Here is a 23,822-nt window from a genome sequence, read left to right as displayed (position 1 = left end):
TTCTTCTTACTGTAAATATTTGCTGATAACCGGCCATACATCTGCCCGTTCAAATCCCAGCTTCCATTCTGCTACCCCTGCCAGCTCATACTGCTGTATCAGTTTCATCTTTGCTTCCAGAGATTTCTCATCTTCCAGCCAGATTTTCTGTGTACCCTCGGAAGTGGCAAGCTCGCCATAATTCTGCGATACATCTTTATTCCAGTATACTTCCATGCCTTTTTCCTGCACATATTTTTCTGCCTGATCCATGCCAAAGACCTCACTGGTCACAGCTCCATTATTGTTCTCTGTCCACAATCTGGTATAAAACGGCACACCGTTAATCACCTTTTCCTTAGGAACTTCCTTCAGAGTCTGGACAATTCCCGCTTCCACAAAAGGAAGGGACGCTACAGAACCTGCAGTTTCCGCTCCAACAGTATGTTCATCATATCCCATGATAATCACATAATCCGCCACAATCCCCTGTTCCTTTCTGTTATAAAAAGAAGTATACTGCGGAACCGGATTGTCCACAGACAGAACCAGATTGTTGGCTCTGCACATAACAGACAGTTCTCTGACAAACTGGATAAAATGCGGCGCCTCTTCCTCTGTCAGCGCCTCAAAGTCTAAATTAATTCCGTCCATTCCCACTCTTTTGGCTTCACTTAAAAGCATCTCAATGATATGGGTTCTGGCGCTTCTTTTAGACAGGGTTTCCAGTGTGCTTACATTTTTATCAAAATTATCAATCAGTCCCCAGACCTCCATGCCCTTTTTGTGTGCTTTTTCTACATATTCTGCGCTGGCAAGGGAAGAAATCGTTCCCTCTGTTCCTGTCACAGAAAACCAGGTAGGGGAAATAACATTGACGCCCTGCAAATCCTTTACCGTCTGCTCAAAAGCTCCATTGGCTGCCTCGGAGGTAACCTGATGCCATGCAAGGTTGATTTTATAATCTCTGGTAAGGCTGGTAAAATTCTCCTCATAAGCCCCCTGGTATTTTGGCTCGGCTGTCTTTGACGCTTTCAGATCTTCTTTTTTTACATAGCCGTCGATTCCGTCTTTTGTCAGAACTCTGGACCAGTTTTCCAGTTCCTCCAAAAGTTCCATGGAATCCCCTGCTTTCACATCAGAAAGAATGGGACTCTTAATTCCGCCCTGGTAACGAACTACAGTATCCCGGTCTGCCTCCACAGTCTGAATCTTCTGCCACTCATAGGTAATAACAACTCTTGCCGGTTTTTCGTATACCCGACTTTCTATCTGCATATAATTTTCCAGAAAATCCAGAGCAATATAAAGACTCTCGTCCAGCTTTCTCACCGGAACAAAACTCTGTTCCTGCCCCTGTGCCTGAAATTCCATATCCGGCTGAATCTCTATTACAGAATCCGGGGTTGTATACAACATACTCTGTGTTTCCTGATCCCAGTAAAATCTTCCGCCCAGAACACCGGTTACTGCCTGATAGGGAAGATAGATCATATCCTCTATGAGCCTGCCTCTGTACTCACTTAAGGTATCCTGAAAAATCAGGGCAACCTCCTCCGGGGATTCCAGCTTATAATAGTCTGCCAAATCCATTCGGATATCTGACGGTGTATATTTCTTTACATAGGTTGTAATAAGCCCCGCTGCCCCAACGATTACGATAAGAAATAACGCTATCAGTGCAGGGGGAAAGCTTCTCCTGCGCCTTCTTCTTTTCCTTCGTTTTGCCATGCTTCAGCTCCTTTTACTCTCTTTTGATATGTGTATTATAGCATATTTTTCTCTTTCGTCATCTATTTCTTCCGGAATTTCATGTTTTTTTCAGATTTTTTTCTTTTTTGTACACAATTACAGCCCCTTTAATTCTTCACAAAATCAAAGGAAACAGCCTGCAATTTCCCGCTTTCATCTTGAATGTAGTCCCGCATATAGTTTCCATCCTCGGCAATTCTGTATGCTTTCTCAATACGTTTTGGAGTCGTACTTCTCCCGTTCAGATAGAGAAGCACTCCCATATCCTCATAGGTTTCCAACTCCCGGTGCAAAAGCTGTTTTTCTTTTTTATCCATATCTTCCTCCCGCAGAATATAAATGCTTGTGATATATTATTATCCTGCTTTCTTTTTCCTTGCACAAAACGCCTCATTCAGTTACAAAAGATAAAGATAGACTGCCCGTATGTTTTGATCTTGATATAAATGGAAATCTGCAGTGATACAGAATGTACCAGACTGCTGCAGCAGACCGCCGCATTTCTTGAATCATAAAATCTGTCAAATGTCAAAAGACTACCTGTATTTCACTCCTCTCTGTAAAATTTACAGGACAGTCTTCTCTTACCTGATTTTCATTATAACACCAGCTCTCGGAATTAGCAAGTATTTCTTCTTTACAATCCGGCAATGCATAGTATATAATATAAAAGGAGAAATAGCATCTTTAGATGAATTAACCAGACAGGACGTGATGTTATGAAAATAGAAAAAATAAATGAAAATCAGATACGTTGTACACTGACAAGAGCTGATTTGGAGGAACGGCAAATTCGTTTAAGTGAGCTGGCTTACGGCAGTGATAAGGCAAAAACTCTTTTCCGGGATATGATGCAGCAGGCAAGTTCCGAGTTTGGCTTTGAAGCTGACAATACACCTCTCATGATTGAGGCAATTCCGGTGTCTGCAGACAGTATTATTTTAATTATTTCCAAGGTAGATGACCCGGAGGAACTGGATACCCGCTTTTCCAAATTCACCCCTTTTGGCAATGCTACAGCCGTTTCCGAGGACGCCCCTCCTATTGAAGTAGAAGGCGCTGACGATATCCTGGATATCTTCCAGAAAATTTATGAGGCAAAGGCAAAAGCCATGGAGCGCAGAAAAAAAGAAAAAGCAGCCTCCGAAAACAAAGAAACGGCCACAAAGCCGGAAAACATCGGGGATACCCCTGTTTCTGTCAACTTAATGCGGGAATATGTTTTCCAAAACCTGGATACCGTTATTGAAGCAGCCCATGGGCTGAACAATTTCTTCCAGGGCTTCAGCGCTCTGTATAAGGATGAGAAAAACAATACCTACTCCCTGGTACTCCATCAGGAAGAAACCTCACCAGAGGATTTCAACAGAGTATGCAACATGCTTTCTGAATATGGAAAGGGAAGTCCCTTCTCTCCGGCAAAGCAGGCATATTTTTAAAGAACACGGTGTCTGTATTCTTCCATCCAAGGCATTGACACATCTTACACAAATTTAAAAAAGGGCACCCATGAACGGGTGTCCTTTTTACTTTATAGGAAATCTTATTTGTTTTCCAGGAAATCATTAATCTGTGCGATCAGCATGTTTCCGTCAATTCCGTGAACCATAGCTGCTTCTGCCAGAGATTCTCCCTGTGCGGACGGACAGCCGATGCAGTGCATACCTGCTCTCATTAGAATTGGTACAATATTTTCATCTAAACGAATCAGTTCGCCGATTGTCATATCTGCTGTTACCTTCATGGATAGCTTCCTCCTTAAAATATTTTATTGTTTTATTATAATCTGTTTTTGCAGGATATTCAACTGTTTTTCTCCATTTACTTTTGCATTTTGTATACAATTATGCCTACAACCAAAAAATCCTGCTATGTTCGTAAAATAAGACTTGTATTATAGAAACAAATATATTAGAATAACCCTAAGAACTGAATTGAAAGATTCAGAATATAAAGGAGGATACAATCATGGCATACGTTATTACAGATGAATGTGTAAGCTGCGGAACATGCGCTGGTGAATGTCCGGTAGAAGCTATTTCCGAAGGCGATGACAAATACGTTATCGACGCTGATACATGCGTTGACTGCGGAACATGCGCTGGTGTTTGTCCTACAGAAGCTATCGTAGAAGGCTAATATTACATAATACAGGACTTTTATTCTGTATCATGAAAGGTACGAAGAGGCAGGAAGCTTAATGTTCCTGCCTCTTCGTCTTCTCTTTTTACTTTCTTTTAAAAATCCTCCTCTTTTTTTGCGCTTCTTTTTCCAGAGCTGCCGCTGCCTCTCTTCTGGACTGCTGACAAATACGAATCCTTTCATCAAGACGCTTATACCTCTCTTCTTCTGAATTTTTCTCCTGGATTCTGTTCGCAACCAGTTTGCTGATAATCTCCATAAATTCCCTGGATACCGGGGGGCGTGGATTTTTTCCTCTCTTTTTTCTTTTTTGCAGACTCTCTATGCTCAGGCTGTTTTTCGTCCACCTGATTTTTATAAAAAAGGGTTGTCAGCTCTCCGATTTCCTTTAATGCATACCCTTTTTTCTTTAGTTCTCTAATACTCATGAAAATCTGAATATCCCATCGGGTGTAGTATCTGTGTCCCATTTCGTTTCTTCCAATCGGAAGACGCAGCTCCTCTTCCCAGTACCGAAGCACATGGGACTGTATGTCCAGAAAGCGTACTGCCTCCGAAACCGAATAAATGGTTTTCTGCATATACTGACCCCTTTCTTTGTTTCTCTTAATTATTATAACAAAGCGTTATAAAAATGCAAGAAAATACGTTCGACAAAAACTGTTGACAAGCCCTCTAAGGGGTGCTAAACTGATAAAAAATAACCAGGGAGCCTTATGGGCTGAGAGGAAGTTCGACTTCGACCTGTATTACCTGATTTGGATTATGCCAACGTAGGGAGTTTACACATACTGATTTTATATGTCTGTGCGTCCTATTTCGGCACAGACTTTTTCTTTTTGTGAAAACGGCTGTGCTGCAGGTTCGAATTCTCTGGTTTAAAAACAAAAGATTGGAGAAAATCTATGACTTATACCACACAAATGCATGCCGCAAGGCAGGGAATCATTACCCCGGAAATGGAAATCGCCGCAAAAAAAGAAGGAATACCGGCAGAAGAGCTACGCCACTATATCGCAGAGGGAAAAGCCGTCATTCCGGCAAATAAACAGCACCAATGCCTGAATCCCAATGCCATTGGTTCTATGTTGAAAACCAAAATCAATGTCAATCTGGGCACTTCACGGGACTGGAAAGATATAGATATGGAGCTTCATAAAGTTCGGCAGGCTGTAGATATGGGAGCAGAATCGATTATGGATTTAAGTTCCTACGGAGATACCAGAGCTTTTCGCCAAAAACTCACACAGGAATGTCCGGCCATCATCGGAACGGTTCCTATCTATGACGCAGTAGTCTATTATCATAAGCCTTTAAAAGATATTACTTCCGAAGAATGGCTGGATATTGTGGAAATGCATGCAAAGGACGGCGTGGATTTTATGACAATCCATGTGGGCATCAACAAAAATACTGCCCGCCGTTTTAAAGAAAACAGGCGGCTCACCAACATTGTTTCCAGAGGGGGCTCTATTATTTTTGCCTGGCAGGAAATGACCGGACAGGAAAATCCTTTCTATAAGCATTATGACCGGATTCTGGACATCTGCCGAAAATACGATGTCACCTTAAGCCTTGGAGATGCCTGCCGTCCAGGCTGCCTTGCCGATGCAGGAGATATTTCTCAAATTGAAGAGCTGGTAACTCTTGGAGAACTTACCAGACGGGCATGGGAAAAAGATGTACAGGTGATTATTGAAGGACCCGGCCACATGCCTCTGAATCAGATTGAAGCCAATATGAAAATCCAGCAGACCGTGTGCCAGGGCGCACCGTTTTATGTGCTGGGACCTCTTGTAACGGACATTGCCCCCGGATACGACCATATTACAGCAGCCATTGGAGGAGCCATTGCCGCTTCCTGCGGTGCTTCCTTTCTCTGTTATGTCACACCAGCCGAGCATCTGCGTCTGCCGGACGAAAAAGACGTAAAGGAGGGTATCATTGCTTCTAAAATTGCTGCACACGCCGCGGATATCGCCAAAGGGGTAAAAGGCGCCTCTGACTGGGATTCTGCCATGAGCACTGCCCGGAAAAATCTGGACTGGGAAGAAATGTTCCGGCTGTGTATTGATCCGGAAAAAGCCAGACAATACCGGGAGGAGGCAAAGCCGGAAAAAGAAGACACCTGCAGTATGTGTGGAAACTTCTGCGCTGTAAAAAACATGAACCGGATACTGGATGGAGAAATTGTAAATATCTATGATGAGTAATAAAAATCCCTGACCTCTTCTCTCTGCCAAAGCATAACAAAAGAGGCTATGGCACAAAATGATATGCAGCTTATGCCATAGCCTCTTCTACTTTTTCATATTTACAAACTTTGTATAATTTGGCAGCCAAACCAGATTTACCGTACCAATAGGACCGTTTCTCTGTTTTGCTATAATGATTTCCGCAATATTTTTATTCTCGGAATCCTTGTTGTAATAATCATCACGATAAATAAACATAACCACATCGGCGTCCTGCTCAATGGCTCCGGACTCTCGAAGGTCTGAAAGCATGGGTCTGTGATCCGGGCGTTGTTCTACGGCACGGCTCAACTGGGAAAGCGCCACCACAGGCACATTCAGTTCTCTTGCCAATGCCTTCAGAGAACGGGAAATCTCCGAAATCTCCTGCTGTCTGGACTCACTTCTTCCACTTCCTGTCATAAGCTGCAGGTAGTCAATAAAAATCACACCCAGATTATGCTCCATCTTGTACTTTCTGCATTTGGAACGCAACTCAGAAATAGAAATACCCGGCTTATCGTCAATAATCAGATTGGACTTTCCGATAATGTTGGCGCCTTCAATAAGCTTTGCCCACTCCTCGTCTTCCAGATTACCGGTTCGAATATTCTGGGAATCCACCTTGGATTCCAGAGCCAGAAGACGGTTGACAAGCTGCTCCTTTGACATTTCCAGGCTGAAAATCGCTGTGGTTACATTGCTGTGAAAAGCCATATACTGAGCAATATTCAGTACAAACGCCGTTTTTCCCATAGAGGGTCTGGCAGCAACCAGAATCAAATCCGAGGGCTGAAAGCCGGACATCTTATAATCCAGGTCAATAAAGCCTGTGGGAATGCCGGTTACGCTTCCCTGGGTTCTGGAGGCTTTCTCAATCTTTTCAATGGCATTTAGCACCACCTGACGAATGGGAACAAATTCCTCACTGCCCCGGTTCTGCACCAAATCAAAGATTTTCTTTTCCGTTACTTCCAGAATATCCTGGGTTTTCTCCTTGCCCAGATAACAGGCATTGCTGATTTCCTCTGTGGTCTTAATCAACTTCCGCAGCATGGATTTTTCTGCTACGATTTCGGCATAGTATTTTACATTGGCTGAGGTAGGAACTGCTGCCAGAAGATCCCGGACAAATTCCATGCTGGAGATTTCCGGCGGCAAATCCTTTTCCTTCAGCCGCTCCTGCAAAGTTACAAGGTCTACAGCCTTTCCTTCATCGTGAAGCTCTACCATGGCTTCAAACACAATCCCATACTGCTGCTGGTAGAAATCTGCCCCGGTAATCAGCTCAGACGCCTCCACAATGGCGTCCCTGCTCATAATCATAGAGCCAATGACTGACTGCTCTGCCTCCATACTGTGAGGCAGGATTCTCTTAATCAGTGCTTCTTCCATCTTGGCAGAAACTCCCTTCTTACGCTTCTTTTACCACAACTTTTAATTCCGCCGTTACCTGTGGGTGCAATTTCACGGGAACCATGGTTGTTCCCAACTCTCTGATCGGGTTTGCAAGCTGCATTTTTTTCTTATCAATCTCATAACCAAGCTGTGCCTTTGCTGCTTCTGAAATTTCCTTTGTGGATACAGAGCCAAAGGTTCTGCCATTCTCCCCCACTTTAATGCTGACTGTCACCTGCTTGGTTTCCAGTTCTTCTTTGAACTTCTTCGCAGCCTCCAGGTTTTCCTTTGCTACCTTATCCTCATGGGCCTTCTGAAGTTTCAGATCATTGATATTTTTCGGTGTTGCTTCCACGCCTAATTTCTTCGGAAACAGCATGTTTCTTGCATATCCGTTGCTTACGTTTACCATCTGTCCTTTTTTGCCTAAAGATTTTACGTCTTCTATCAGTATTACTTTCATACCTCTATATCTCCTTCTTTTATCATCTGGTCAAGTGTTGCCTTTAACTTCCGGATTGCCTCTTCTACGGTTGCACCCGGAAGCTGGGCTCCTGCCATATTAATATGACCGCCTCCGCCCATTTTTTCCATAATAAGCTGTACATTGACTTCATCAATAGCTCTTGCACTGATAAAGATTTTTTCCTGATAATCGGTGAGTACAAAGCTGGCTTTTATGCTGTCCACATTTAAAAGCTCATTAGCTGCCTGAGAAGCCACTACTGTAGGGCTGTCAATGCCTTCACTTGGGCATACGGCAATGGCAAAGCAGTTTTTATAAGTTTCTACATGGCGAATCGCTTCCGCCTTTGCTCTGTAGGATTTTACATCATCTCTGAACATTTTGCGCACTCTGGTTACATCTGCGCCGCATCTACGCAAAAATGCGGCTGCTTCAAAGGTACGCACACCTGTTTTGGCAGTAAAATTGTTGGTATCAATAATAATACCGGAATACAGCGCATCTGCCTCAATGTTGTAGATTCTGATATCATCTGAAAAATACTGCAGAATCTCTGCTACCATTTCGCAGGCAGAAGATGCATAAGGCTCAATATAAGACAGCACTGCATTCTGAATCACCTCGCTGCCCTGGCGGTGATGGTCGAGTACAACAATGGTCTTTGTCTTATGAAGCAGCTCCTCACACTCTGTATAGCTTGGTTTATTGGTATCCACAACCACAACAACTGTGTTATTATCCACAATTTCCTTTGCCTCATCATTATCGATGAACATATGCTCATCATAATCCGGATTTCTCAGGAAATTCTCTATAATTGGGCGCACAGACATGGTGGGATGGTTTACAACAATATGTGCCCTTTTATTCAGGGACTTCGCTGCCCGGTAAATTCCGATTCCGGCTCCAATGGAGTCCACATCAGAAATTTTATGTCCCATAACTACAACCTTATCCTTGCTCACCATAAATTCTCGCAGGGCATGTGCCTTTACTCTTGCCTTTACACGGGTATTTTTGCCCATTTGCTGAGATTTGCCACCGAAATAAGTCATCTGATCCTTATCCTTGATAACCACCTGGTCGCCGCCTCGCCCCAGAGCCAAATCAATGGCAATCCTGGAGTATTCATAATTCTGTGCATAGGTTGGCGCATTGATACCAATCCCAATACTGATAGTCACTGCCATATCATTTCCAATATTGACAGTTTTTACCTCTTCCAGGATATTAAAGCGTTTTTTCTTTAATTCCTCCAGAGAACGCTGACGCATAACAAGAATGAACTTGTCCTTTTCCAACTTTTTTATCAATGCATCCACATCACTGAAATACTTGTTCAGCTTCCTCTCAATAAGTGCTACCAGAAGGGATCTTCTGACCTCCTCTACACTGTTTAACGCCTCGTCATAATTATCCAGGTACAGAAGTCCTGTTACCAGCTTTTCATCTTCCTTCTGACGAATATACTGATTCAACTCTGTTTCATCAAAGAGATAACAGGCAATCAAATCATTTCCTTCCTCGATTTCCAAAAGCCCTGATTCCTCCAGCAGCTTTTTCATGGAAATCGGGCGCATCACTGCCTTATAATCTCTTTCCTCAAAATGAAACATAATCTCTGCGTCTTCCCCTCTGGGAAGTCTTTCCTGACTGATTTCAGGAAACAGGGTAGTAATACTTTTTCTATACCGCTTATTCTTTCCTGTCAGTTTTGCAAATTCTTCATTCAGCCATAAGATTTTTCCTCTGCAGTCTAACAGGGCATAAGGCACAATAAACTCATTTAATAAGCTTTTCTGCACCTGTCCGTACTGGGTGGCAAAGGAAATCAGCTCGTTCATAATAACGGCCCTGCTGTGGAAATACATAAAAACCGCAATCAGAATATACACTGCAAGAAATCCTGTTACCAGAGCTCCCGCCTTTACATTTACGGTAAATACCAGTATATCCATAACCAGCAGCACTATAGTCAGAATGAAGGGCCACTGCATATAAAATTTCAGTTGACCTTTAATTCTTAATTTTCCATTCATCTCTTCACCTGCCGATAAATTCCAAAAGAGTGACATCTTTTGATTGATAAGTAACAATTTGATTTATTATAACATCTTTTAGAATTTTACACAAGAAATTCCTGCAACGCAAAAAGCGCACTGCCGAAGCAGTGCGCCCGTAGTTTCAATTAGTCCTGAACGTATGGCATAATTGCCAGATGTCTTGCTCTCTTGATTTCTACTGTTAAAGCTCTCTGATGTTTTGCACAGTTTCCTGTGATTCTTCTAGGAAGAATTTTACCTCTTTCAGATACATATCTTTTCAGCTTATTTGCGTCCTTATAGCTGATTTCGTTATTTTCCTGTCCGCAGAACACGCAAACTTTTTTTCTTCTGCGTCCGCCTCTTCTCTTCATTGGAGAATCCGGTCTATTACCTTTTTCGTAAGCCATGATTATTTACCTCCTATCAATATCACTGCCCGCCTTAGCTAAATGGCAGCTCCTCATCAATTCCGTCCGGAATATTCATAAATCCGTCTGCTGATGCAACGCTTGGAGAAGGCGCTGACTGTGCAGGCGCTCCCATAGAAGCATGTCCTACATGGCTGTCGCTTACGGACTTGCTCTCCGCAAATTCCTGCTCTTCCACCACCACGTCTGTAGTGTATACCTTGTTGCCATCTCTGTTTGTGTAGCTTCCGGTCTGGATACGTCCGGTTACTACAATACGGATTCCCTGACGGAAATATCTCTCTGCAAATTCTGCCTGTCTTCCGAAAGCCACACAGCCGATAAAATCAGCGGTCGCTTCTCCGTCCCTTTTGAAACGACGGTCAACAGCCAGTGTATATCTGGCAATCGCCATTGAATTTTCCCCTGCGGAATATCTTACCTCAGGATCTCTTGTTAAACGACCCATTAAAATTACTTTATTCATCTTATCACCTCATAAAATTCAGATAAAAGGCTGGTTTTCAATGAGCCGATTTTGTGCGGTCAAAAGAATTAAGCCTCTTTTTTCACAACTAAATATCTTAATACGTTGTCCATAATGCGGATATGACGTTCTACTTCTGCAGGGCATGCTGCATCAGCTTCGAACTGAATGAAGTAGTAGTATCCTTCGCGCATTTTCTGGATTTCGTAAGCTAATCTTTTCTTGCCCCATTCTTCAACTTCTGTTACGTTTCCGTTGTAACGAGCAATGTAGCCTTTTGCTTTTTCCACTACTGCTGCACGAGCGTCATCTTCAATCTTTGCATTTACGACTAATGCTAATTCGTATTTGTTCATGCTTGTTGTACCTCCTTTTGGTCTTTTGGCTCCCTGATTAGCAGGGAACAAGGATAATAATATATCACAAGACCCAATTTTACCACATAAAGGCAGGGATTTCAAGCATTTTTTTTCAAATCTCTGGTGTTTTTTTCTACCAGTCTTCTGGCAAGCATGACCTGATGTCCGCAGCCCATACATTTCAAGCGAAAATCTGCCCCTACTCGGAGAATTTCCCACTCCTTGCTGCCGCAAGGGTGCTGCTTTTTCAATGTCACAATATCGCCTACTTCATAATCAAATTTTCTGTCATTCAAGATTCTGCTTCTCCTTCTGTCCTGTTATTATCTGCAAGATAGCTGCAAACCTCTCCTATGGGAGCGTTGATAACCAAATCTGCCATAGAGTCCCTGGGCGTTTTGTCCTTATTAATCACCACCAGATATTTTCCTCTGAAATAATCTACCAGAGAGGCTGCCGGATATACAGACAAAGACGTCCCTCCTATTATAAGCACCTCTGCCTCTGAAATAGCCCGGACAGACTCTGACAAAGTCTGCTGGTTCAGCGCTTCCTCATATAAAACCACGTCCGGTTTCAAAACGCCGCCGCACTTTTCACATCTTGGTATACCGCTGCTGTGCTTCATATAGGAAAAATCATGAAACGCACCGCACTTTGTGCAGTAATTCCGGTAAACGCTTCCATGCAGTTCCAATACCCGCCGGCTTCCTGCCATCTGATGCAGATTGTCAATATTTTGGGTTATCACTGCCTTTAATTTCCCCTGCTTTTCCAATTCTGCCAGATACTGATGGGCAGCATTTGGCTTTGCAGTATCACATAACATCTTCGCCCTGTAAAAACGATAAAACTCTTCTGTCTTCTGCATAAAAAAGGTGTGACTTAAAATCGTTTCCGGCGGATAGTCCCACTGCTGATGGTACAGACCGTCTACGCTTCTAAAATCAGGAATCCCACTTTCTGTAGACACTCCCGCCCCACCGAAAAACACAAGATTTTCTGTTTGGGCAATGATTTGTTTTAATTTTTCCATTGCTTCCATAAAGCACCTTCCTTTCCTGTGCCAGGATATTTTCTAATAGCTTCCTTCCCTCTTTGCCTGCACCACGAAACGGGTTGCGTCATTTCCCGTACAGGTGGACAGCGTAATAATCTTATCCTTTTCCGTCACTTCTGTTCCAAAATCTACCAGGGACTGACTTTTCATATTTTCCAGATAAGCGGCAAACTGTTGGTCCGGAGCAGAGAACAGGGTGTATACTTCTCCTGCTGCATCGACCACATGGCTGCTGAAAATCTCATACCGGTAATTTTTGTCCGGTGTGCAAATCCAGATATAGCGCCCCGGGACGGATTCCCGGTCTTTAAAATGCTTTCGCAAAAGCCCGAACATGGAACCATTCTTCATATTGTGTCCGTAAATAATAGTATTGCAGTCTTCAAAATTGCTGTTGTTGGTATAATCAATAAAAATAGAGCCTGCTGCATTATAATTTCCCTCAAAGGTGTGTTTCAGATAGTAGTCGTTATCCTTTCCCTTCATAATGGGATAGCTGATAGACGTACCTTCTATCTGTATCCAACCGATAACCTCAGGATTGATTGCCTTTAAACCGTTAAAATCCACCTGGGGCGGCAATGGCTTTGGCGCTTCCGGCTCCTTATTTTCTGCATCTTCTTTGTCCTCTGTTTCTGTATCCGCTACAGTGACATATTCTCTTACTCTGTTGTATTCGTCCGTTCCTTCTTTATATTCAAGAAAAATCTTGCCAAGCTGAAATGCCGAGAATGCAAATACGCCTATGGCCAGAATCAACACCAGATTCCGTATGATATCTCCTGCTGTCCGTCTTTTTTTCCTTTTTTTGCTCATTCCTGTTCCTGTCCTTTATTTTCTGTTTCTGTCTGCTGATAAATCCCCAGATAATCCGTTCCTGCAATCTCCGGGCATGGCACCAGCTTTACGGTAATGTCAGTAGTAACCTTTGTGCCTTCCGGAAATATAACACCTCTATAAGAATCAGAATATTCCGGATTTTTTTCTGTGGGATTTTTCTCTAAAAGCAAAGAGGAATCCAGAAAAGGAGGCTCTTTACCCTCATACTCCTCCATGGAAAACTGCAGGATTCCAAAATCGTTTTCCATTACTTCAACATCATAAATTCCCGGCGGGAAATCTCTTCCAGCAATTGCCTCCGCCTCAATTTCCACACTCTCTGTAACCGGATTGGGGATTTTTGCTGTCATGGCATCGCTCTGGGCATTCTTGCTGGAAAAAGCAACAGGCGCAAATCCAGTCACGCTGACAACCGCACCGCTAAACAGCTTTTCGCTCTCTACAATTTCCACATCATACTCCTGTGTCCCAAAGGAATAATAAGAATATATGCCGTTCTTCACATCTCGAATAAAGCAGGAATTTCCCTCTCCTCCTGAAATGGTATATTCCCCTTCCGGAATGTCGCTTCCCACCACATACAGTCCTGCCGGAAGCGCCTTTTCCCAGGTAGCTCCTATGGGAGAAAGCTGTTCTTCTGCATTGTCCACAAAGCCTTCCTCTCCATATGAGGGACGCTGACCATTTTCAGGTGTATCTTCCGGTATATTCTCCACATAAATATCTGTTGCAAAGGAGTCTTCACTTTCTTGGGACTCAAAAATTCCCACCAGACTCAAAATCACAACCAATGCAAAGATACCGATAAAAAACGCCGTCAGTCCTCCGTTTTTTCTGCCTGTTCCCTTCTGCGCACCGGTGAACTGCCGCGGTGTATAAGGCTGCCCGGACGTAAATATATTTCTGTTTCCGGAAGCATTCGGATATTTCTTCTGACTACTGTCCTTTGCCGCCTTTTCTGCTGTTTTTGCTTTCTGATACTGTGTCCTGTACGACTGTTCTGCCTGCTGCCACTGCTCTGTTGGCTGCGGCTGCGTCCTCCGGGACTGTTCTGCTGTCTGTGGCTGTGTTTTCTGTGACCGTTCCGCTGTCTGCGACTGTGCAGTATTAAGCGAATAATGTTCCCCCTGATTCAGCATACTTTTATACATACTGTCATTTTTACGGTTATCCATACCACACTCTGTACAGATTCCGTTTTTCAGCTTCCCGCCGCACAGGCTGCAGCTTTCCTTAAGTTTCCCCATATGCTGCTCCTTCCCATATAAAATTTTCTGTTTTTTGTATTGTGTCTATTATAACATTTCCCGGGCTGTTCCGTCATTCTTTTTCTGCGGGATTTGGGAAATTTTCAAAAGAAAATTTAAGACAGACGGGAAAAATAAGATGAAGCACAAAAGACATCAAAAATAACAAGACCCCTAGAAGCAGCCGCCTCTGAGGGTCTTAGACTTATTTGTTATCACGATTTTTTCGGTCGGGTCAAACCATTTGCAAACGAACTGGCATGTAACGCCTGCTCTAACCGAAAACAAAATTATTTTTTAAAAACTATAGTGCAGTTTCCTTTAATTTGATATAACACCTCACCTCTTCCAAGGTAGGAATAGAAGTCTGTGCCCCTTTTCGTGTCACCACAATAGACGAAACATAGTTTGCAAATATAACTGCTTCTCTCAGACTTTTTCCTTCCGCAAGCATAATGGCTAATGCTGCTGTAAAAGAATCTCCGGCAGCTGTTGTATCCACAGCATGTACTTTTATTGCAGGTATCCATTCTGCTTTCATTGTTTTACAGTCTACATAAACCCCCTTTTCGCCTAAGGTTACTATGATATTATGAACACCTTTCTCCCTCAAGCACTCAACCGCCTCTTTCAAATGACTCTCCGGTTCTTTTATTCCGGTCAACATTCCCAATTCTGTTTCATTTGGCTTTATAATATCTAAATATTGATAAAGCTCCTCCGGAAATTCTTTTGGTACAGGAGCCGGATCCAAAATCACCATCTTCCCCATTTCTTTTGCAATTTTTGCGGCATAACATACTGTTTCCAACGGCACTTCTAATTGGAGAATCACTATATCACAATCCCTTATCGCCTCCAGATTATTATCGATATCTTGCTTAGATAAATCTGAATTTGCTCCCGAAACAACAATGATACTATTATCTCCTTCTGCATTTACCGCAATCAGCGCAATACCTGTACTTGTATTTTCTTTTATTACTATCTTATCAGTATGAACACCGGCTGCTTTCAGACTGTTAAGTTGAATATCTGCATACATATCTTTTCCAACTGCGCCCAGCATTGTAACATCTGCTCCCAGTTTTCCCAAAGCGCATGCCTGATTTGCTCCTTTGCCGCCTGCATTCATATCCATTTTATTGCTGAGAATCGTTTCTCCTACAGCAGGTGTATGATCCACCTGAACCGTCATATCCAAATTTAAACTTCCAATAACTAAAATTTTTTTCATACCGGCCTCTCCTATTATCCTTTCACGCTTCCTGCCGTAATACCTTCCACAAAGTATTTCTGAAATGGAAGGAACAGACAGATTGGAATAATGGCTGATATCATAGACCCTGCATAGATATATGTCCATTGAATAGAACGCTCTCCGCTGAACTGACTGATTGCTATCTGAATTGTCCTGATTTCCTTAGAACGCGCTACCAAAAGAGGCCACATATAAGAATTCCACTGATTCATAAAAATCATAAGTCCGGCTGTCACAAATACCGGAATTGAAATGGGCATAATTACTTTTGCAAATATCGTCGGCCACTTTGCTCCGTCTACCCGTGCTGCCTCTACCAAACTCGGCGGAATATCTTTGAAAAACTGAATAAACAAAAAGGTTACCAATCCATCTGCAATCGCAGGTATTATCATGCCCGCATAAGTATCCACCATTCCAAAACTGTCCGCAACATTATACAACGGAATCGCAATTGCTTCAAACGGAACCATAAACGATATTAACACAAGTGGATAAAAAAGTTTTTTTCCTTTGAATTCAAAACAGGTAAATGCAAATCCCGCCATTGAGTTAATAAGACAGCCCAGAATAATCGAAGCCACTGTAACAATCATTGTATTCAGAATCGGACGCCAAAACTCATACTTTGTAAAAAGTATGCTGTAATTTTCCCCTGTAACCGCAGTAGGAATCAAAGACTTTATCGTAAATGGAAACATATTCCTAAACAAGTCTTCCTGTGTTCTTAAAGATGCTGATAAACAAAAGAAAATAGGAAATAAGGACGCAATCGTCATAATTACCAACACTATATATATGACAACTTTTTTTGTAATTCTTTTTTGCTTCCGTGTCATACCCTTATACCTCCTTTTCTTTCAAACACTTATTTTGAACAAAACATACCAGCACAACAATCACCAGCAGTATGGTCACAATACAGGCCTGTCTTGGTCTGTTTGAATATTTAAACGCTGACTTATACGCCTCATACATTAACACATTGGTGCTGCCTTGAGGGCCGCCATCTGTAGCAATTTGAATGGGCGCAAAAAGCAAAAAGTTAGCAGTAGTATTCGCTATAACCACAAAAAGTAATGTATTTTTCAGAAGAGGAATTGTAATTCTAAATAATGTACTGAAAAAACCCGATCCGTCAATTTTAGCTGACTCATATACTGCAGTATCAATTCCCTTCAATCCTGCCAGAAATAAACATCATCCAGTATGCACAGCCTCTCCATGACGCAATTAAAACAATCGACAGGAGCGCCCATTTTTTATCAATAAGAAATCCGATGGGACGAATACCTAAAATCCCAAGCACACTATTGATTACTCCGTTATTCACATTCAACATCATCTGCCAGATAACAGTTGCAATGGTTAATGAAATACAAAACGGCAAATAAAAAACCGTTCTGAAAATTTCAATGCCACGAACTTTGACATTGACAATCATGGCCATAATAAAAGCAATGATAATCTGCAGCGGTATAATAATAAGATTAAACTTCAAAGTGACCCACAAAGAGTTCCAAAATGTTTTATCCGCAAATAATAATTTGTAATTTTCCAGTGTAAAACTCCCCTCTGTAGAGAGAACTCCCTGTATAACACTGTCAATAATAGGATAAATTTTAAATATGCAAATCAAAATAATTGTTGGCAGTATTAAAAGATACGGAAGCCATTTATTTTTAATGTAGACACCACCCATAGTATCCTCCTGTCTTTCCAAATCAAAACAACCTGTCAGATTTTATCTGTTTCATCAAAGAAATGGCGGAATACCGGTCAGGATATACCGCCATCTCACATCATTCCTTATTTTTTATATGCCGCTGTAGCGGATTCAAACTGTTCTATTGCATTCTCCAAGGTTTCCTCTACATCTGCACCGTTCCGAACATCTTCCCAGGCCTGATCTAATACGGTAGAGTACTCACCAAAAACAGGCGTTACCGCACGTGGTACAGCAGTGTTTGCTGCTTCATATGCCGCTATTTTCATATCCTTAGAAGCATCTGGATCGTTCTTTATCTCTTCCTGCTTATCCAAACGGCTAGGTACATCTCCGTTTACCTCTAACCACATATCATTTCCTTTTTCCAAGGTAAACCATTTAATAAAGTCTGCCGCCGCATCTTTATTTTTCGAATTAGAATTAATACCAAAATACCAACTTCCTGTAGATGTTGCCGCCTTGTCTTCAAATCCTTCAAAGCATGGTGCATATGTACATTCAATTTCATCATCAACCTTCATACCTGATGGCGTCCAGGTTCCGCCAACCATAAATAACATCTTACCTGCATAGAATTGTTCGCCCAGCTGATCTGCATCATACCCCTTGGAAGCAATACCCGCATTTACTAAGTCCTGATACCAGGTCATGGCATCAATCCATGGTTTTGTATTGACAACGCCATCTAATGAGTATCCATCATCACTGATATTTTTACCTCCCATAGCATTGGCAAGCATATTCATCTGATATACACGACTTACCTGTTGGAAATCGAAGCCAATCAATCCCTCTGTTCCATCTGGATCCAGTTTTTCCAATGCCTGTTTTGCTAAATCTGCTATCTGATCATATGTAAGTCGATGATTCTCATCGTTTTCAGGAATTACAATGCCCGCCTCATCAAGCAATGTTTTATTATAATATAGTACCTGTGTAGAAGTATTTTCTGGCGCCGCATACATCGTATCTTCCCAAACTCCGGCCTGATAAGAAGCAGAATCCCATTTTGCTTTGTCTTCATCAGTAAAATACTTATCCAATGGTTCCAGATATCCACTGGTGCCATATTTGGCAATATAGGTAACGTCAACACTCATCACATCAAAGTCTGCATTTCCTGCTGCGGCTTTTGTTTCTATAACCTCAAACAAATCATTGAAAGAATAGAATTCCGCATCAATATGCACACCTGTTTCCTTTTCGTATTCTTCCAATATGGGCTTTGTAAGACCTTCCCAGGAGTCCTCGCCAGGTCCCTGAGAAACCCACTTTAAAGTCACGCTGTCTGAATCCCCCTTAGATGTCGCTTTGCCGTCGCTGCTTTCCGCGTTTCCACACCCTGTAAAACTTAATGATGCTGCAATCATTGTACTTACTGTTGTTAATGTCAATATTTTTCTTGCTCTCATATTCCCATATCTCCTTTTCTTTAAATACTTCTCCATCTATCCCCTTGCTTTCCTGTTTATTTTGCAAGTTTTTCAAACAAATCCGCAAAAAGATTATCTCGCTTAATATGGTACACATATTTTATAAAATGGCGATTGTTATCAAAGGCATATCTGTCATCATATTCCGGAATCGGGCTATGTATCAGACAATCCTCCTCAAAATCCCCATCAAGCAGCCATGCTACTGCTGTCACGTCCCAAATCGGCCTTGTCCACGTAGAGCCTCCATAACATTCCAGTGCCTCTTTTGTCGTAACATCTACCAAGTAATCACAAAGCTTGTTTTTCCCTCTGAGGTGATACTCCAGTTCCGGACCGCTTGTAGTAAAGGCAGATACAACTCCCATACAGGGCAGCTGAACCAATGGAACCCCACACCCAAATACAATTCTGGCTCCTGCCACATCTTGAAACAGATTAAACTCTCTATTATGAGGCCAGTGAATAGCATTTCCGCCTAACCAGATTAATACCATTCTATTTTTTATTTCCGGATTCAATAAAAGTGCAGAAGACACATTCGTAATAGCGCCTATCGCAATCACATATAACGGATCCTCCTCTGTATACCGCATAGCTCTTTCCGCTAAGTCTTTGGCTGCTTCAGATATTACTGGTTCTGTTTCAGATGGCATATATGCAGTTGAACCCTTATATACATTGGCTTTTAAGTCTTCTCTCTCCAGCAATGTAAGAATGTTCATAATTTCCTGATAGCTTTTCTCCATACCATCTGCCGGTCCGGTGGATTTCTCATTGTGAAATGGAGCTGCATATATTGCTTTTAGATTAAGCTTGTCATCTGATTTTATTAAATACGCCACTGCAAACTGATCATCAATTTCATTGTATGTATCTGTATCAATTACTACATCTACCTTTCCTTTTGGCTTTTCTAACTTCATAATAAGTTTTGCGTTATCAATCTTACTTTTCTCCTTTGCTCTTGCACTGGTAAATTCTTCCCAACTCCTTTGTATTTCTTCTTTCATTGCGTTTCTCCTTTCTCATTCTTATGTCATTACGTATTAGGAAATCATTTTCCTAAACCTTTTTCCTATACACATAGAATACTCATATTCCATTTCCCTGTCAATATGTTTTTGCATTTTTGTTAATTAATTCCATTTTATCGCTTTTATTTTTATGCATTTTTACAACTGCCCTTCATTTCTGCATTGACAAATTTTTCCTTATCCTTCATAATAGAAAAAAACTTACAACGAGGTTTCTCTTATGACCATTAAAGAAATTGCTAACCTGGCTGGTGTTTCTATTTCGACAGTTTCTAAAGTCATCAACAACAAGGCGCAAAATATCAATCCTGAAACGTGCAACCGGGTACTGAAAATTGTAAAAGAATATAACTATACACCTTATGCCACGGTAAAAAATATATCCAATGCCAAACGATTCCTGCTGGGGGTTCTGTTACGCACAACCTCACAAACGAATCTACTGCTGAATGGTATTCTCCAGGCAGCACAAGAGCAGGGGTATAACATCTTGCTTCTTGACAGCCAAAATGATACAAACATTGAATTAAAGCATATTACCTCTCTGTGCAAAAATAACGTAGATGGAGTGCTCTGGGAACCGGCAGATAAAAACAGCCTTCAATACGAACATTATTTTACAGAACAGAATATTTCTGTCTGTTATATAAATGCACCTTATACTCTATCTGCTTATAATATAGACTTTAAAACCATGGGATATATTCTCACCCAAAAGCTATTAGAATATAAACACAGCAAAATTGCCTGCCTTTTGAAGGAAAAAAGCAGACGTTCCGATATGGTATTTGAAGGATTTAAGGAATGTCTTTTCGATTATCAAATTCCTTACCATGATAATATGAAGCTCTATATCTCAGACCCGGCCTGTTGTTCCCGAATACTGAATTATGGATTTTCAGGAATTGCCAGTTCACATTTTGCTTCTTCTTTGACTCTATACGAACAAATGAATAAAATGCACTATTATGTGCCTTCGGACTTGTCCATAGTAAGTCTAAAAGATGATGTGAGAGAAACAGTTTCATTCCCTCACATTTCCAGTATCAAAATTCCTTACCGCGAATTTGGGTACTATGTATGCAAAAACTTAATCCAAAAATGTGAAAAAAAAGAGGCTGAAAAATCCGAATATACCTTTACTTCTCCCTATTGTTTTGACAATGAAGACAGTTTGGATATTCCTTCTTTCTTTCGTTCAAAAAAAATTGTGGTAGTGGGAAGTATCAATATGGATATCACGTTTAATGTAGACTGGCTACCCCAGGCAGGGAAAACCACCACGATACTGAGTTCTACCACCACGCTTGGAGGAAAAGGTGCCAACCAGGCTGTTGGAGCTGCGAAGCTGGGGCGAGAGGTTTCTCTGATAGGAGAAATCGGCAATGATTCTGATTCCAACTTTATATTTGATATTTTAGAAAAAGAACAGGTGGCTACTCAGGGCGTTCATAGGGACATGAAAACACAGACCGGCAAAGCTTATATCTATATTGAGCGAAATGGTGAGGGAACTATTACCATCATGTCCGGTGCAAACGGAAATTTAAATCCGGAAGATATTCAAAAGAGGCAGCATCTTTTTGAAAATACCGGCTTTTGTCTGCTTTCTACGGAAATTCCTCTTGAAACTGTCCTGGAAGCTGCTAAAATTGCCCGGAAATACGGAGCGCAAAATATTGTAAAACCTGCTGCTCTGAAAACAATACCTGATCAGCTTTTAAAAAACACAGATATTTTTATACCTAACCGCAAAGAAGCCGCTGCCCTGTGTCCTCAGTACAACACCATAGAAGGGCAAGCTGAATACTTTTTTCAAAAAGGGGTAAAAATTGTTATTATTACCCTTGGACATGAAGGCTGCTATCTGAAAACTGCAGAAAAGGCAAAATATTTTCCCTCTGCTGACTTTGTTTCCATTGATACTACCGGCGGCGCCGATGCTTTTATTTCTGCGCTGGCTTCTTTTCTAATTGAAGGTTATTCTCTGGAAAAATCCATTCGTATTGCCACATATGCCGCAGGTTTCTGTGTTTCCAGACAAGGGGTTGTTCCTGCCCTGGTTGACCGCAACACCCTGGAAACTCATATAAAAAATCTTGAACCGGAACTGCTTAAGTAAAAAAATCCGAAAAGAACTCTCCTTTTGTGAATTCTTTTCGGATTTTTTCATTTCTGCAACTATAAATTTATTTCATTTCCAACACTACTGCCTGGTATCCTTCCAGGGTCAGTTCCCTGCCTTTTATTTCCATATCCGGATAATTGTTCAACAGAACCTTCTCCATCTCTTTTGGCAGGGTTACGCTCTGTTTTTCTCTCTGGAAATTACCGATTACCAATACATCTTTATCCGCTTTTCTTTGATAAGCCATAAGATTGTGGCGTTCTTCTTCAAAAGGAATCACCTCTCCATACACAAAGGTTTCTTTGTATTCCGGGCTTTTCCTAAGGGCAACCAGCTTTTTATAAAAGGCAAGAACAGAATTTTCATCATTCTCCTGTGCTTCCACATTAATTCTGGTATAGTTGGGATTTACCATAAGCCATGGTGTGCCTGTAGTAAAACCGGCATGCTCCCTGTTATTCCACTGCACCGGAGTTCTGGCATTATCCCTGCTGTAAACAGACACAATTTTCAAAGCCTCTTCAGGTGTATAGCCGGCTTCTACACAGACCCGATACTGGTCTAAAGCGCTGATATCGTCAATTTTCTCAAGAGGAACCACTCCCAGATTCTCCATACCAATTTCCTGTCCCTGGTAAATAAACGGCAAACCTCTCATCAGGAAATACAGGGTTGCCAGCATTTTCTTGCTTTCGTCAGAAACATCACCTTCCGGAATATAGTAGCTTACGCCTCTTGGCTCATCATGGTTTTCAATAATATTGGAATAAAAGCCAATGTCACCGGCTCTCTTCTGTGCGTTAAAATAGCATTTTTTATACGCATCAGGAGTAATGCGCTCGTTCGCATACCAGCCTTTATCGTTTTTCCCCCAGGAAGTTGTGGAAAAGTCAAAAATAGAAGAAAAATATCCGTTATCCCCTATAAAATCCGGGATTTCCTCTTCTTTTTCGTTAAATACTTCTCCTACAGAAAATGCATCGTGAAGCTGAAAGGTGCGTTTCTGCATTTCTCCCAGAAATTCTCCTACACCTTCTGCGTCTGCAAGCATAAGCCCCATATCACTTAATCCGTCCTCCCGGTCTGTGGGATAATCCTGAAACGGCAGCTTTTTCTTGATGTTAATAATGGCGTCCACACGGAAACCACCCAGTCCCTTATCCAGCCACCAGTTTATATTCTTGTAAACCTCTTCTCTGACCTCCGGATTTTCCCAGTTTAAATCCGGCTGTTTTTTATGAAACGCATGGAAATACTGCTTGTCTGCTCTTCCCGGCAGCGATTCCCACACAGAACCTCCGAAATAACTTCTCCAGTTGCAGGGCAATTCTCCCTCTTTGCGATCTTCTATGTAAAAGAAGTTTCCGTATTTTCCTTCTGGGTCTTCACATGCCTTTTCAAACCATTCATGCTCATCAGAACAGTGATTTACCACAAGGTCCATTAAAATATACATGTCCCGTTTTTTCGCTTCTTCAATCAGGTGTTCCATATCTTCAAGAGTACCGAAAGCAGGGTCAATATTGTAATAATCGGAAATATCATAACCCTGGTCTGCAAAGGGTGATGGATACATGGGAGAAATCCACACAATGTCCACACCCAGTTCTTTTAAATAATCCAGCTTGCTGATAATTCCCGGTATATCTCCGATTCCGTCCCCATTGGAATCATAAAAACTCTTGGGATAAATCTGATAGGCAACCTTATCATGCCACCATTTTCTTGTCATCTCTGATACCTCCGTCAATTCCGTTGTTTCCTATGGCCTTTATTATAATGTGCAATTCCATAAAAATCCTACGAATATTTGATTTA

The 23,822-nt window shown here is 41.7% G+C and carries 25 protein-coding genes and 1 riboswitch; of the genes, 4 read left to right on the top strand and 21 right to left on the bottom strand.

The annotated features are described in order from the left end of the window. Window positions 1-6: 6 nt before the first annotated feature. Complete coding sequence (locus tag DQQ01_RS03595; RefSeq protein WP_111918469.1) at window positions 7-1,710, bottom strand: glycosyl hydrolase family 18 protein; 1,704 nt, start codon at window positions 1,708-1,710, stop codon at window positions 7-9. A 128-nt stretch (window positions 1,711-1,838) separates the two neighbouring features. Then, window positions 1,839-2,048: a hypothetical protein gene (locus DQQ01_RS03590; protein WP_111918467.1), complete on the bottom strand. Its 210-nt coding sequence runs from the start codon at window positions 2,046-2,048 to the stop codon at window positions 1,839-1,841. Window positions 2,049-2,450: 402 nt separating this feature from the next. On the opposite strand from DQQ01_RS03590, the gene DQQ01_RS03585 reads away from it, so the two are divergent. Next, on the top strand, window positions 2,451-3,170 hold the full coding sequence (locus DQQ01_RS03585) for an adaptor protein MecA (RefSeq protein WP_111918465.1): 720 nt from the start codon (window positions 2,451-2,453) through the stop codon (window positions 3,168-3,170). 104 nt (window positions 3,171-3,274) lie between these two features. Here DQQ01_RS03585 and DQQ01_RS03580 read toward each other — a convergent pair whose 3' ends face one another. Then, a complete protein-coding gene (locus DQQ01_RS03580; RefSeq protein WP_111918463.1) occupies window positions 3,275-3,475 on the bottom strand; it encodes a DUF1858 domain-containing protein in 201 nt (66 codons plus the stop codon). 224 nt (window positions 3,476-3,699) lie between these two features. Here DQQ01_RS03580 and DQQ01_RS03575 point away from each other — a divergent pair, with 224 nt between their 5' ends. Continuing rightward, window positions 3,700-3,870, top strand: coding sequence for a 4Fe-4S ferredoxin (locus DQQ01_RS03575; RefSeq protein ID WP_009247091.1), 171 nt, complete (start codon window positions 3,700-3,702; stop codon window positions 3,868-3,870). 194 nt (window positions 3,871-4,064) lie between these two features. Here the strand turns inward: DQQ01_RS03575 and DQQ01_RS03570 are convergent, their stop codons facing one another. Next, window positions 4,065-4,454: a helix-turn-helix domain-containing protein gene (locus DQQ01_RS03570; protein ID WP_111918461.1), complete on the bottom strand. Its 390-nt coding sequence runs from the start codon at window positions 4,452-4,454 to the stop codon at window positions 4,065-4,067. A 114-nt stretch (window positions 4,455-4,568) separates the two neighbouring features. Further along, a riboswitch (TPP riboswitch) is annotated at window positions 4,569-4,670 on the top strand. A 108-nt stretch (window positions 4,671-4,778) separates the two neighbouring features. On the opposite strand from DQQ01_RS03570, the gene thiC reads away from it, so the two are divergent. Next, window positions 4,779-6,086, top strand: coding sequence for a phosphomethylpyrimidine synthase ThiC (thiC, locus tag DQQ01_RS03565; RefSeq protein WP_111918459.1), 1,308 nt, complete (start codon window positions 4,779-4,781; stop codon window positions 6,084-6,086). A gap of 87 nt (window positions 6,087-6,173) precedes the next feature. Here the strand turns inward: thiC and dnaB are convergent, their stop codons facing one another. The 16 genes from dnaB to DQQ01_RS03490 all read right to left on the bottom strand — a co-directional run bounded on the left by dnaB (window position 6,174) and on the right by DQQ01_RS03490 (window position 19,852). Then, window positions 6,174-7,502 carry a replicative DNA helicase gene (dnaB, locus tag DQQ01_RS03560; RefSeq protein WP_111918457.1) on the bottom strand — a complete coding sequence of 443 codons (1,329 nt, stop codon included), beginning with the start codon at window positions 7,500-7,502 and terminating at the stop codon, window positions 6,174-6,176. A gap of 19 nt (window positions 7,503-7,521) precedes the next feature. Next, window positions 7,522-7,968 carry a 50S ribosomal protein L9 gene (rplI, locus tag DQQ01_RS03555; RefSeq protein ID WP_111918455.1) on the bottom strand — a complete coding sequence of 149 codons (447 nt, stop codon included), beginning with the start codon at window positions 7,966-7,968 and terminating at the stop codon, window positions 7,522-7,524. After that, complete coding sequence (locus DQQ01_RS03550) at window positions 7,965-10,010, bottom strand: DHH family phosphoesterase (protein WP_111918453.1); 2,046 nt, start codon at window positions 10,008-10,010, stop codon at window positions 7,965-7,967. The genes rplI and DQQ01_RS03550 overlap by 4 nt, the downstream gene beginning before the upstream one ends. 149 nt (window positions 10,011-10,159) lie before the next feature. Continuing rightward, a complete protein-coding gene (gene rpsR / locus DQQ01_RS03545; RefSeq protein ID WP_022268174.1) occupies window positions 10,160-10,423 on the bottom strand; it encodes a 30S ribosomal protein S18 in 264 nt (87 codons plus the stop codon). Window positions 10,424-10,457: 34 nt separating this feature from the next. Then, entirely contained in the window at window positions 10,458-10,910 is a 453-nt protein-coding gene (locus DQQ01_RS03540) for a single-stranded DNA-binding protein (RefSeq protein WP_111918451.1), read from the bottom strand. Window positions 10,911-10,978: 68 nt separating this feature from the next. After that, on the bottom strand, window positions 10,979-11,266 hold the full coding sequence (rpsF, locus tag DQQ01_RS03535; protein ID WP_111918449.1) for a 30S ribosomal protein S6: 288 nt from the start codon (window positions 11,264-11,266) through the stop codon (window positions 10,979-10,981). A gap of 101 nt (window positions 11,267-11,367) precedes the next feature. Beyond that, window positions 11,368-11,565 carry a DUF951 domain-containing protein gene (locus tag DQQ01_RS03530; protein ID WP_111918447.1) on the bottom strand — a complete coding sequence of 66 codons (198 nt, stop codon included), beginning with the start codon at window positions 11,563-11,565 and terminating at the stop codon, window positions 11,368-11,370. Then, entirely contained in the window at window positions 11,562-12,314 is a 753-nt protein-coding gene (locus DQQ01_RS03525) for an NAD-dependent protein deacylase (protein WP_111918445.1), read from the bottom strand. Before DQQ01_RS03525 ends, DQQ01_RS03530 begins: the two co-directional genes overlap by 4 nt. 33 nt (window positions 12,315-12,347) lie before the next feature. Then, complete coding sequence (gene srtB, locus DQQ01_RS03520) at window positions 12,348-13,145, bottom strand: class B sortase (RefSeq protein WP_111918443.1); 798 nt, start codon at window positions 13,143-13,145, stop codon at window positions 12,348-12,350. After that, window positions 13,142-14,416: a hypothetical protein gene (locus tag DQQ01_RS03515; protein WP_111918441.1), complete on the bottom strand. Its 1,275-nt coding sequence runs from the start codon at window positions 14,414-14,416 to the stop codon at window positions 13,142-13,144. The genes srtB and DQQ01_RS03515 overlap by 4 nt, the downstream gene beginning before the upstream one ends. A 304-nt stretch (window positions 14,417-14,720) precedes the next feature. Continuing rightward, window positions 14,721-15,653, bottom strand: a complete 933-nt coding sequence (gene rbsK / locus DQQ01_RS03510) for a ribokinase (RefSeq protein WP_111918439.1) — start codon at window positions 15,651-15,653, stop codon at window positions 14,721-14,723. Window positions 15,654-15,667: 14 nt separating this feature from the next. Then, window positions 15,668-16,516 (bottom strand): carbohydrate ABC transporter permease, encoded by an 849-nt coding sequence (locus DQQ01_RS03505; protein WP_111918437.1) that lies wholly within the window; start codon window positions 16,514-16,516, stop codon window positions 15,668-15,670. Window positions 16,517-16,520: 4 nt separating this feature from the next. Further along, on the bottom strand, window positions 16,521-16,859 hold the full coding sequence (locus DQQ01_RS16320; RefSeq protein ID WP_242980546.1) for a carbohydrate ABC transporter permease: 339 nt from the start codon (window positions 16,857-16,859) through the stop codon (window positions 16,521-16,523). Beyond that, window positions 16,846-17,379 carry a carbohydrate ABC transporter permease gene (locus DQQ01_RS16315; protein WP_242980545.1) on the bottom strand — a complete coding sequence of 178 codons (534 nt, stop codon included), beginning with the start codon at window positions 17,377-17,379 and terminating at the stop codon, window positions 16,846-16,848. Before DQQ01_RS16315 ends, DQQ01_RS16320 begins: the two co-directional genes overlap by 14 nt. A 107-nt stretch (window positions 17,380-17,486) precedes the next feature. Continuing rightward, a complete protein-coding gene (locus tag DQQ01_RS03495; RefSeq protein ID WP_162624232.1) occupies window positions 17,487-18,818 on the bottom strand; it encodes a sugar ABC transporter substrate-binding protein in 1,332 nt (443 codons plus the stop codon). 56 nt (window positions 18,819-18,874) lie between these two features. Then, a complete protein-coding gene (locus DQQ01_RS03490) occupies window positions 18,875-19,852 on the bottom strand; it encodes a nucleoside hydrolase (protein WP_242980543.1) in 978 nt (325 codons plus the stop codon). A gap of 244 nt (window positions 19,853-20,096) precedes the next feature. On the opposite strand from DQQ01_RS03490, the gene DQQ01_RS03485 reads away from it, so the two are divergent. Continuing rightward, window positions 20,097-21,998 (top strand): PfkB family carbohydrate kinase, encoded by a 1,902-nt coding sequence (locus tag DQQ01_RS03485; RefSeq protein WP_111918433.1) that lies wholly within the window; start codon window positions 20,097-20,099, stop codon window positions 21,996-21,998. A 67-nt stretch (window positions 21,999-22,065) separates the two neighbouring features. Here DQQ01_RS03485 and DQQ01_RS03480 read toward each other — a convergent pair whose 3' ends face one another. Next, window positions 22,066-23,736 (bottom strand): alpha-glucosidase, encoded by a 1,671-nt coding sequence (locus tag DQQ01_RS03480; RefSeq protein ID WP_111918431.1) that lies wholly within the window; start codon window positions 23,734-23,736, stop codon window positions 22,066-22,068. Window positions 23,737-23,822 lie beyond the last annotated feature (86 nt).

The sequence above is a fragment of the Blautia argi genome, from assembly GCF_003287895.1.
Lineage (GTDB): Bacteria > Bacillota > Clostridia > Lachnospirales > Lachnospiraceae > Blautia > Blautia argi.
The sequence above is the reverse complement of the archived record's forward strand: the minus strand, read 5'-3'. Positions and strand labels throughout refer to the sequence as shown.

Excerpts from the sequence above, each read along its gene's own strand:
- DQQ01_RS03595 (WP_111918469.1), bottom strand. The coding sequence starts at position 1,710 with ATGGCAAAACGAAGGAAAAGAAGAAGGCGCAGGAGAAGCTTTCCCCCT.
- DQQ01_RS03590 (WP_111918467.1), bottom strand. The coding sequence starts at position 2,048 with ATGGATAAAAAAGAAAAACAGCTTTTGCACCGGGAGTTGGAAACCTAT.
- DQQ01_RS03585 (WP_111918465.1), top strand. The coding sequence starts at position 2,451 with ATGAAAATAGAAAAAATAAATGAAAATCAGATACGTTGTACACTGACA.
- DQQ01_RS03580 (WP_111918463.1), bottom strand. The coding sequence starts at position 3,475 with ATGAAGGTAACAGCAGATATGACAATCGGCGAACTGATTCGTTTAGAT.
- DQQ01_RS03575 (WP_009247091.1), top strand. The coding sequence starts at position 3,700 with ATGGCATACGTTATTACAGATGAATGTGTAAGCTGCGGAACATGCGCT.
- DQQ01_RS03570 (WP_111918461.1), bottom strand. The coding sequence starts at position 4,454 with ATGCAGAAAACCATTTATTCGGTTTCGGAGGCAGTACGCTTTCTGGAC.
- thiC (WP_111918459.1), top strand. The coding sequence starts at position 4,779 with ATGACTTATACCACACAAATGCATGCCGCAAGGCAGGGAATCATTACC.
- dnaB (WP_111918457.1), bottom strand. The coding sequence starts at position 7,502 with ATGGAAGAAGCACTGATTAAGAGAATCCTGCCTCACAGTATGGAGGCA.
- rplI (WP_111918455.1), bottom strand. The coding sequence starts at position 7,968 with ATGAAAGTAATACTGATAGAAGACGTAAAATCTTTAGGCAAAAAAGGA.
- DQQ01_RS03550 (WP_111918453.1), bottom strand. The coding sequence starts at position 10,010 with ATGAATGGAAAATTAAGAATTAAAGGTCAACTGAAATTTTATATGCAG.
- rpsR (WP_022268174.1), bottom strand. The coding sequence starts at position 10,423 with ATGGCTTACGAAAAAGGTAATAGACCGGATTCTCCAATGAAGAGAAGA.
- DQQ01_RS03540 (WP_111918451.1), bottom strand. The coding sequence starts at position 10,910 with ATGAATAAAGTAATTTTAATGGGTCGTTTAACAAGAGATCCTGAGGTA.
- rpsF (WP_111918449.1), bottom strand. The coding sequence starts at position 11,266 with ATGAACAAATACGAATTAGCATTAGTCGTAAATGCAAAGATTGAAGAT.
- DQQ01_RS03525 (WP_111918445.1), bottom strand. The coding sequence starts at position 12,314 with ATGGAAGCAATGGAAAAATTAAAACAAATCATTGCCCAAACAGAAAAT.
- srtB (WP_111918443.1), bottom strand. The coding sequence starts at position 13,145 with ATGAGCAAAAAAAGGAAAAAAAGACGGACAGCAGGAGATATCATACGG.
- DQQ01_RS03515 (WP_111918441.1), bottom strand. The coding sequence starts at position 14,416 with ATGGGGAAACTTAAGGAAAGCTGCAGCCTGTGCGGCGGGAAGCTGAAA.
- rbsK (WP_111918439.1), bottom strand. The coding sequence starts at position 15,653 with ATGAAAAAAATTTTAGTTATTGGAAGTTTAAATTTGGATATGACGGTT.
- DQQ01_RS03505 (WP_111918437.1), bottom strand. The coding sequence starts at position 16,516 with ATGACACGGAAGCAAAAAAGAATTACAAAAAAAGTTGTCATATATATA.
- DQQ01_RS16315 (WP_242980545.1), bottom strand. The coding sequence starts at position 17,379 with ATGGGTGGTGTCTACATTAAAAATAAATGGCTTCCGTATCTTTTAATA.
- DQQ01_RS03495 (WP_162624232.1), bottom strand. The coding sequence starts at position 18,818 with ATGAGAGCAAGAAAAATATTGACATTAACAACAGTAAGTACAATGATT.
- DQQ01_RS03490 (WP_242980543.1), bottom strand. The coding sequence starts at position 19,852 with ATGAAAGAAGAAATACAAAGGAGTTGGGAAGAATTTACCAGTGCAAGA.
- DQQ01_RS03485 (WP_111918433.1), top strand. The coding sequence starts at position 20,097 with ATGACCATTAAAGAAATTGCTAACCTGGCTGGTGTTTCTATTTCGACA.
- DQQ01_RS03480 (WP_111918431.1), bottom strand. The coding sequence starts at position 23,736 with ATGACAAGAAAATGGTGGCATGATAAGGTTGCCTATCAGATTTATCCC.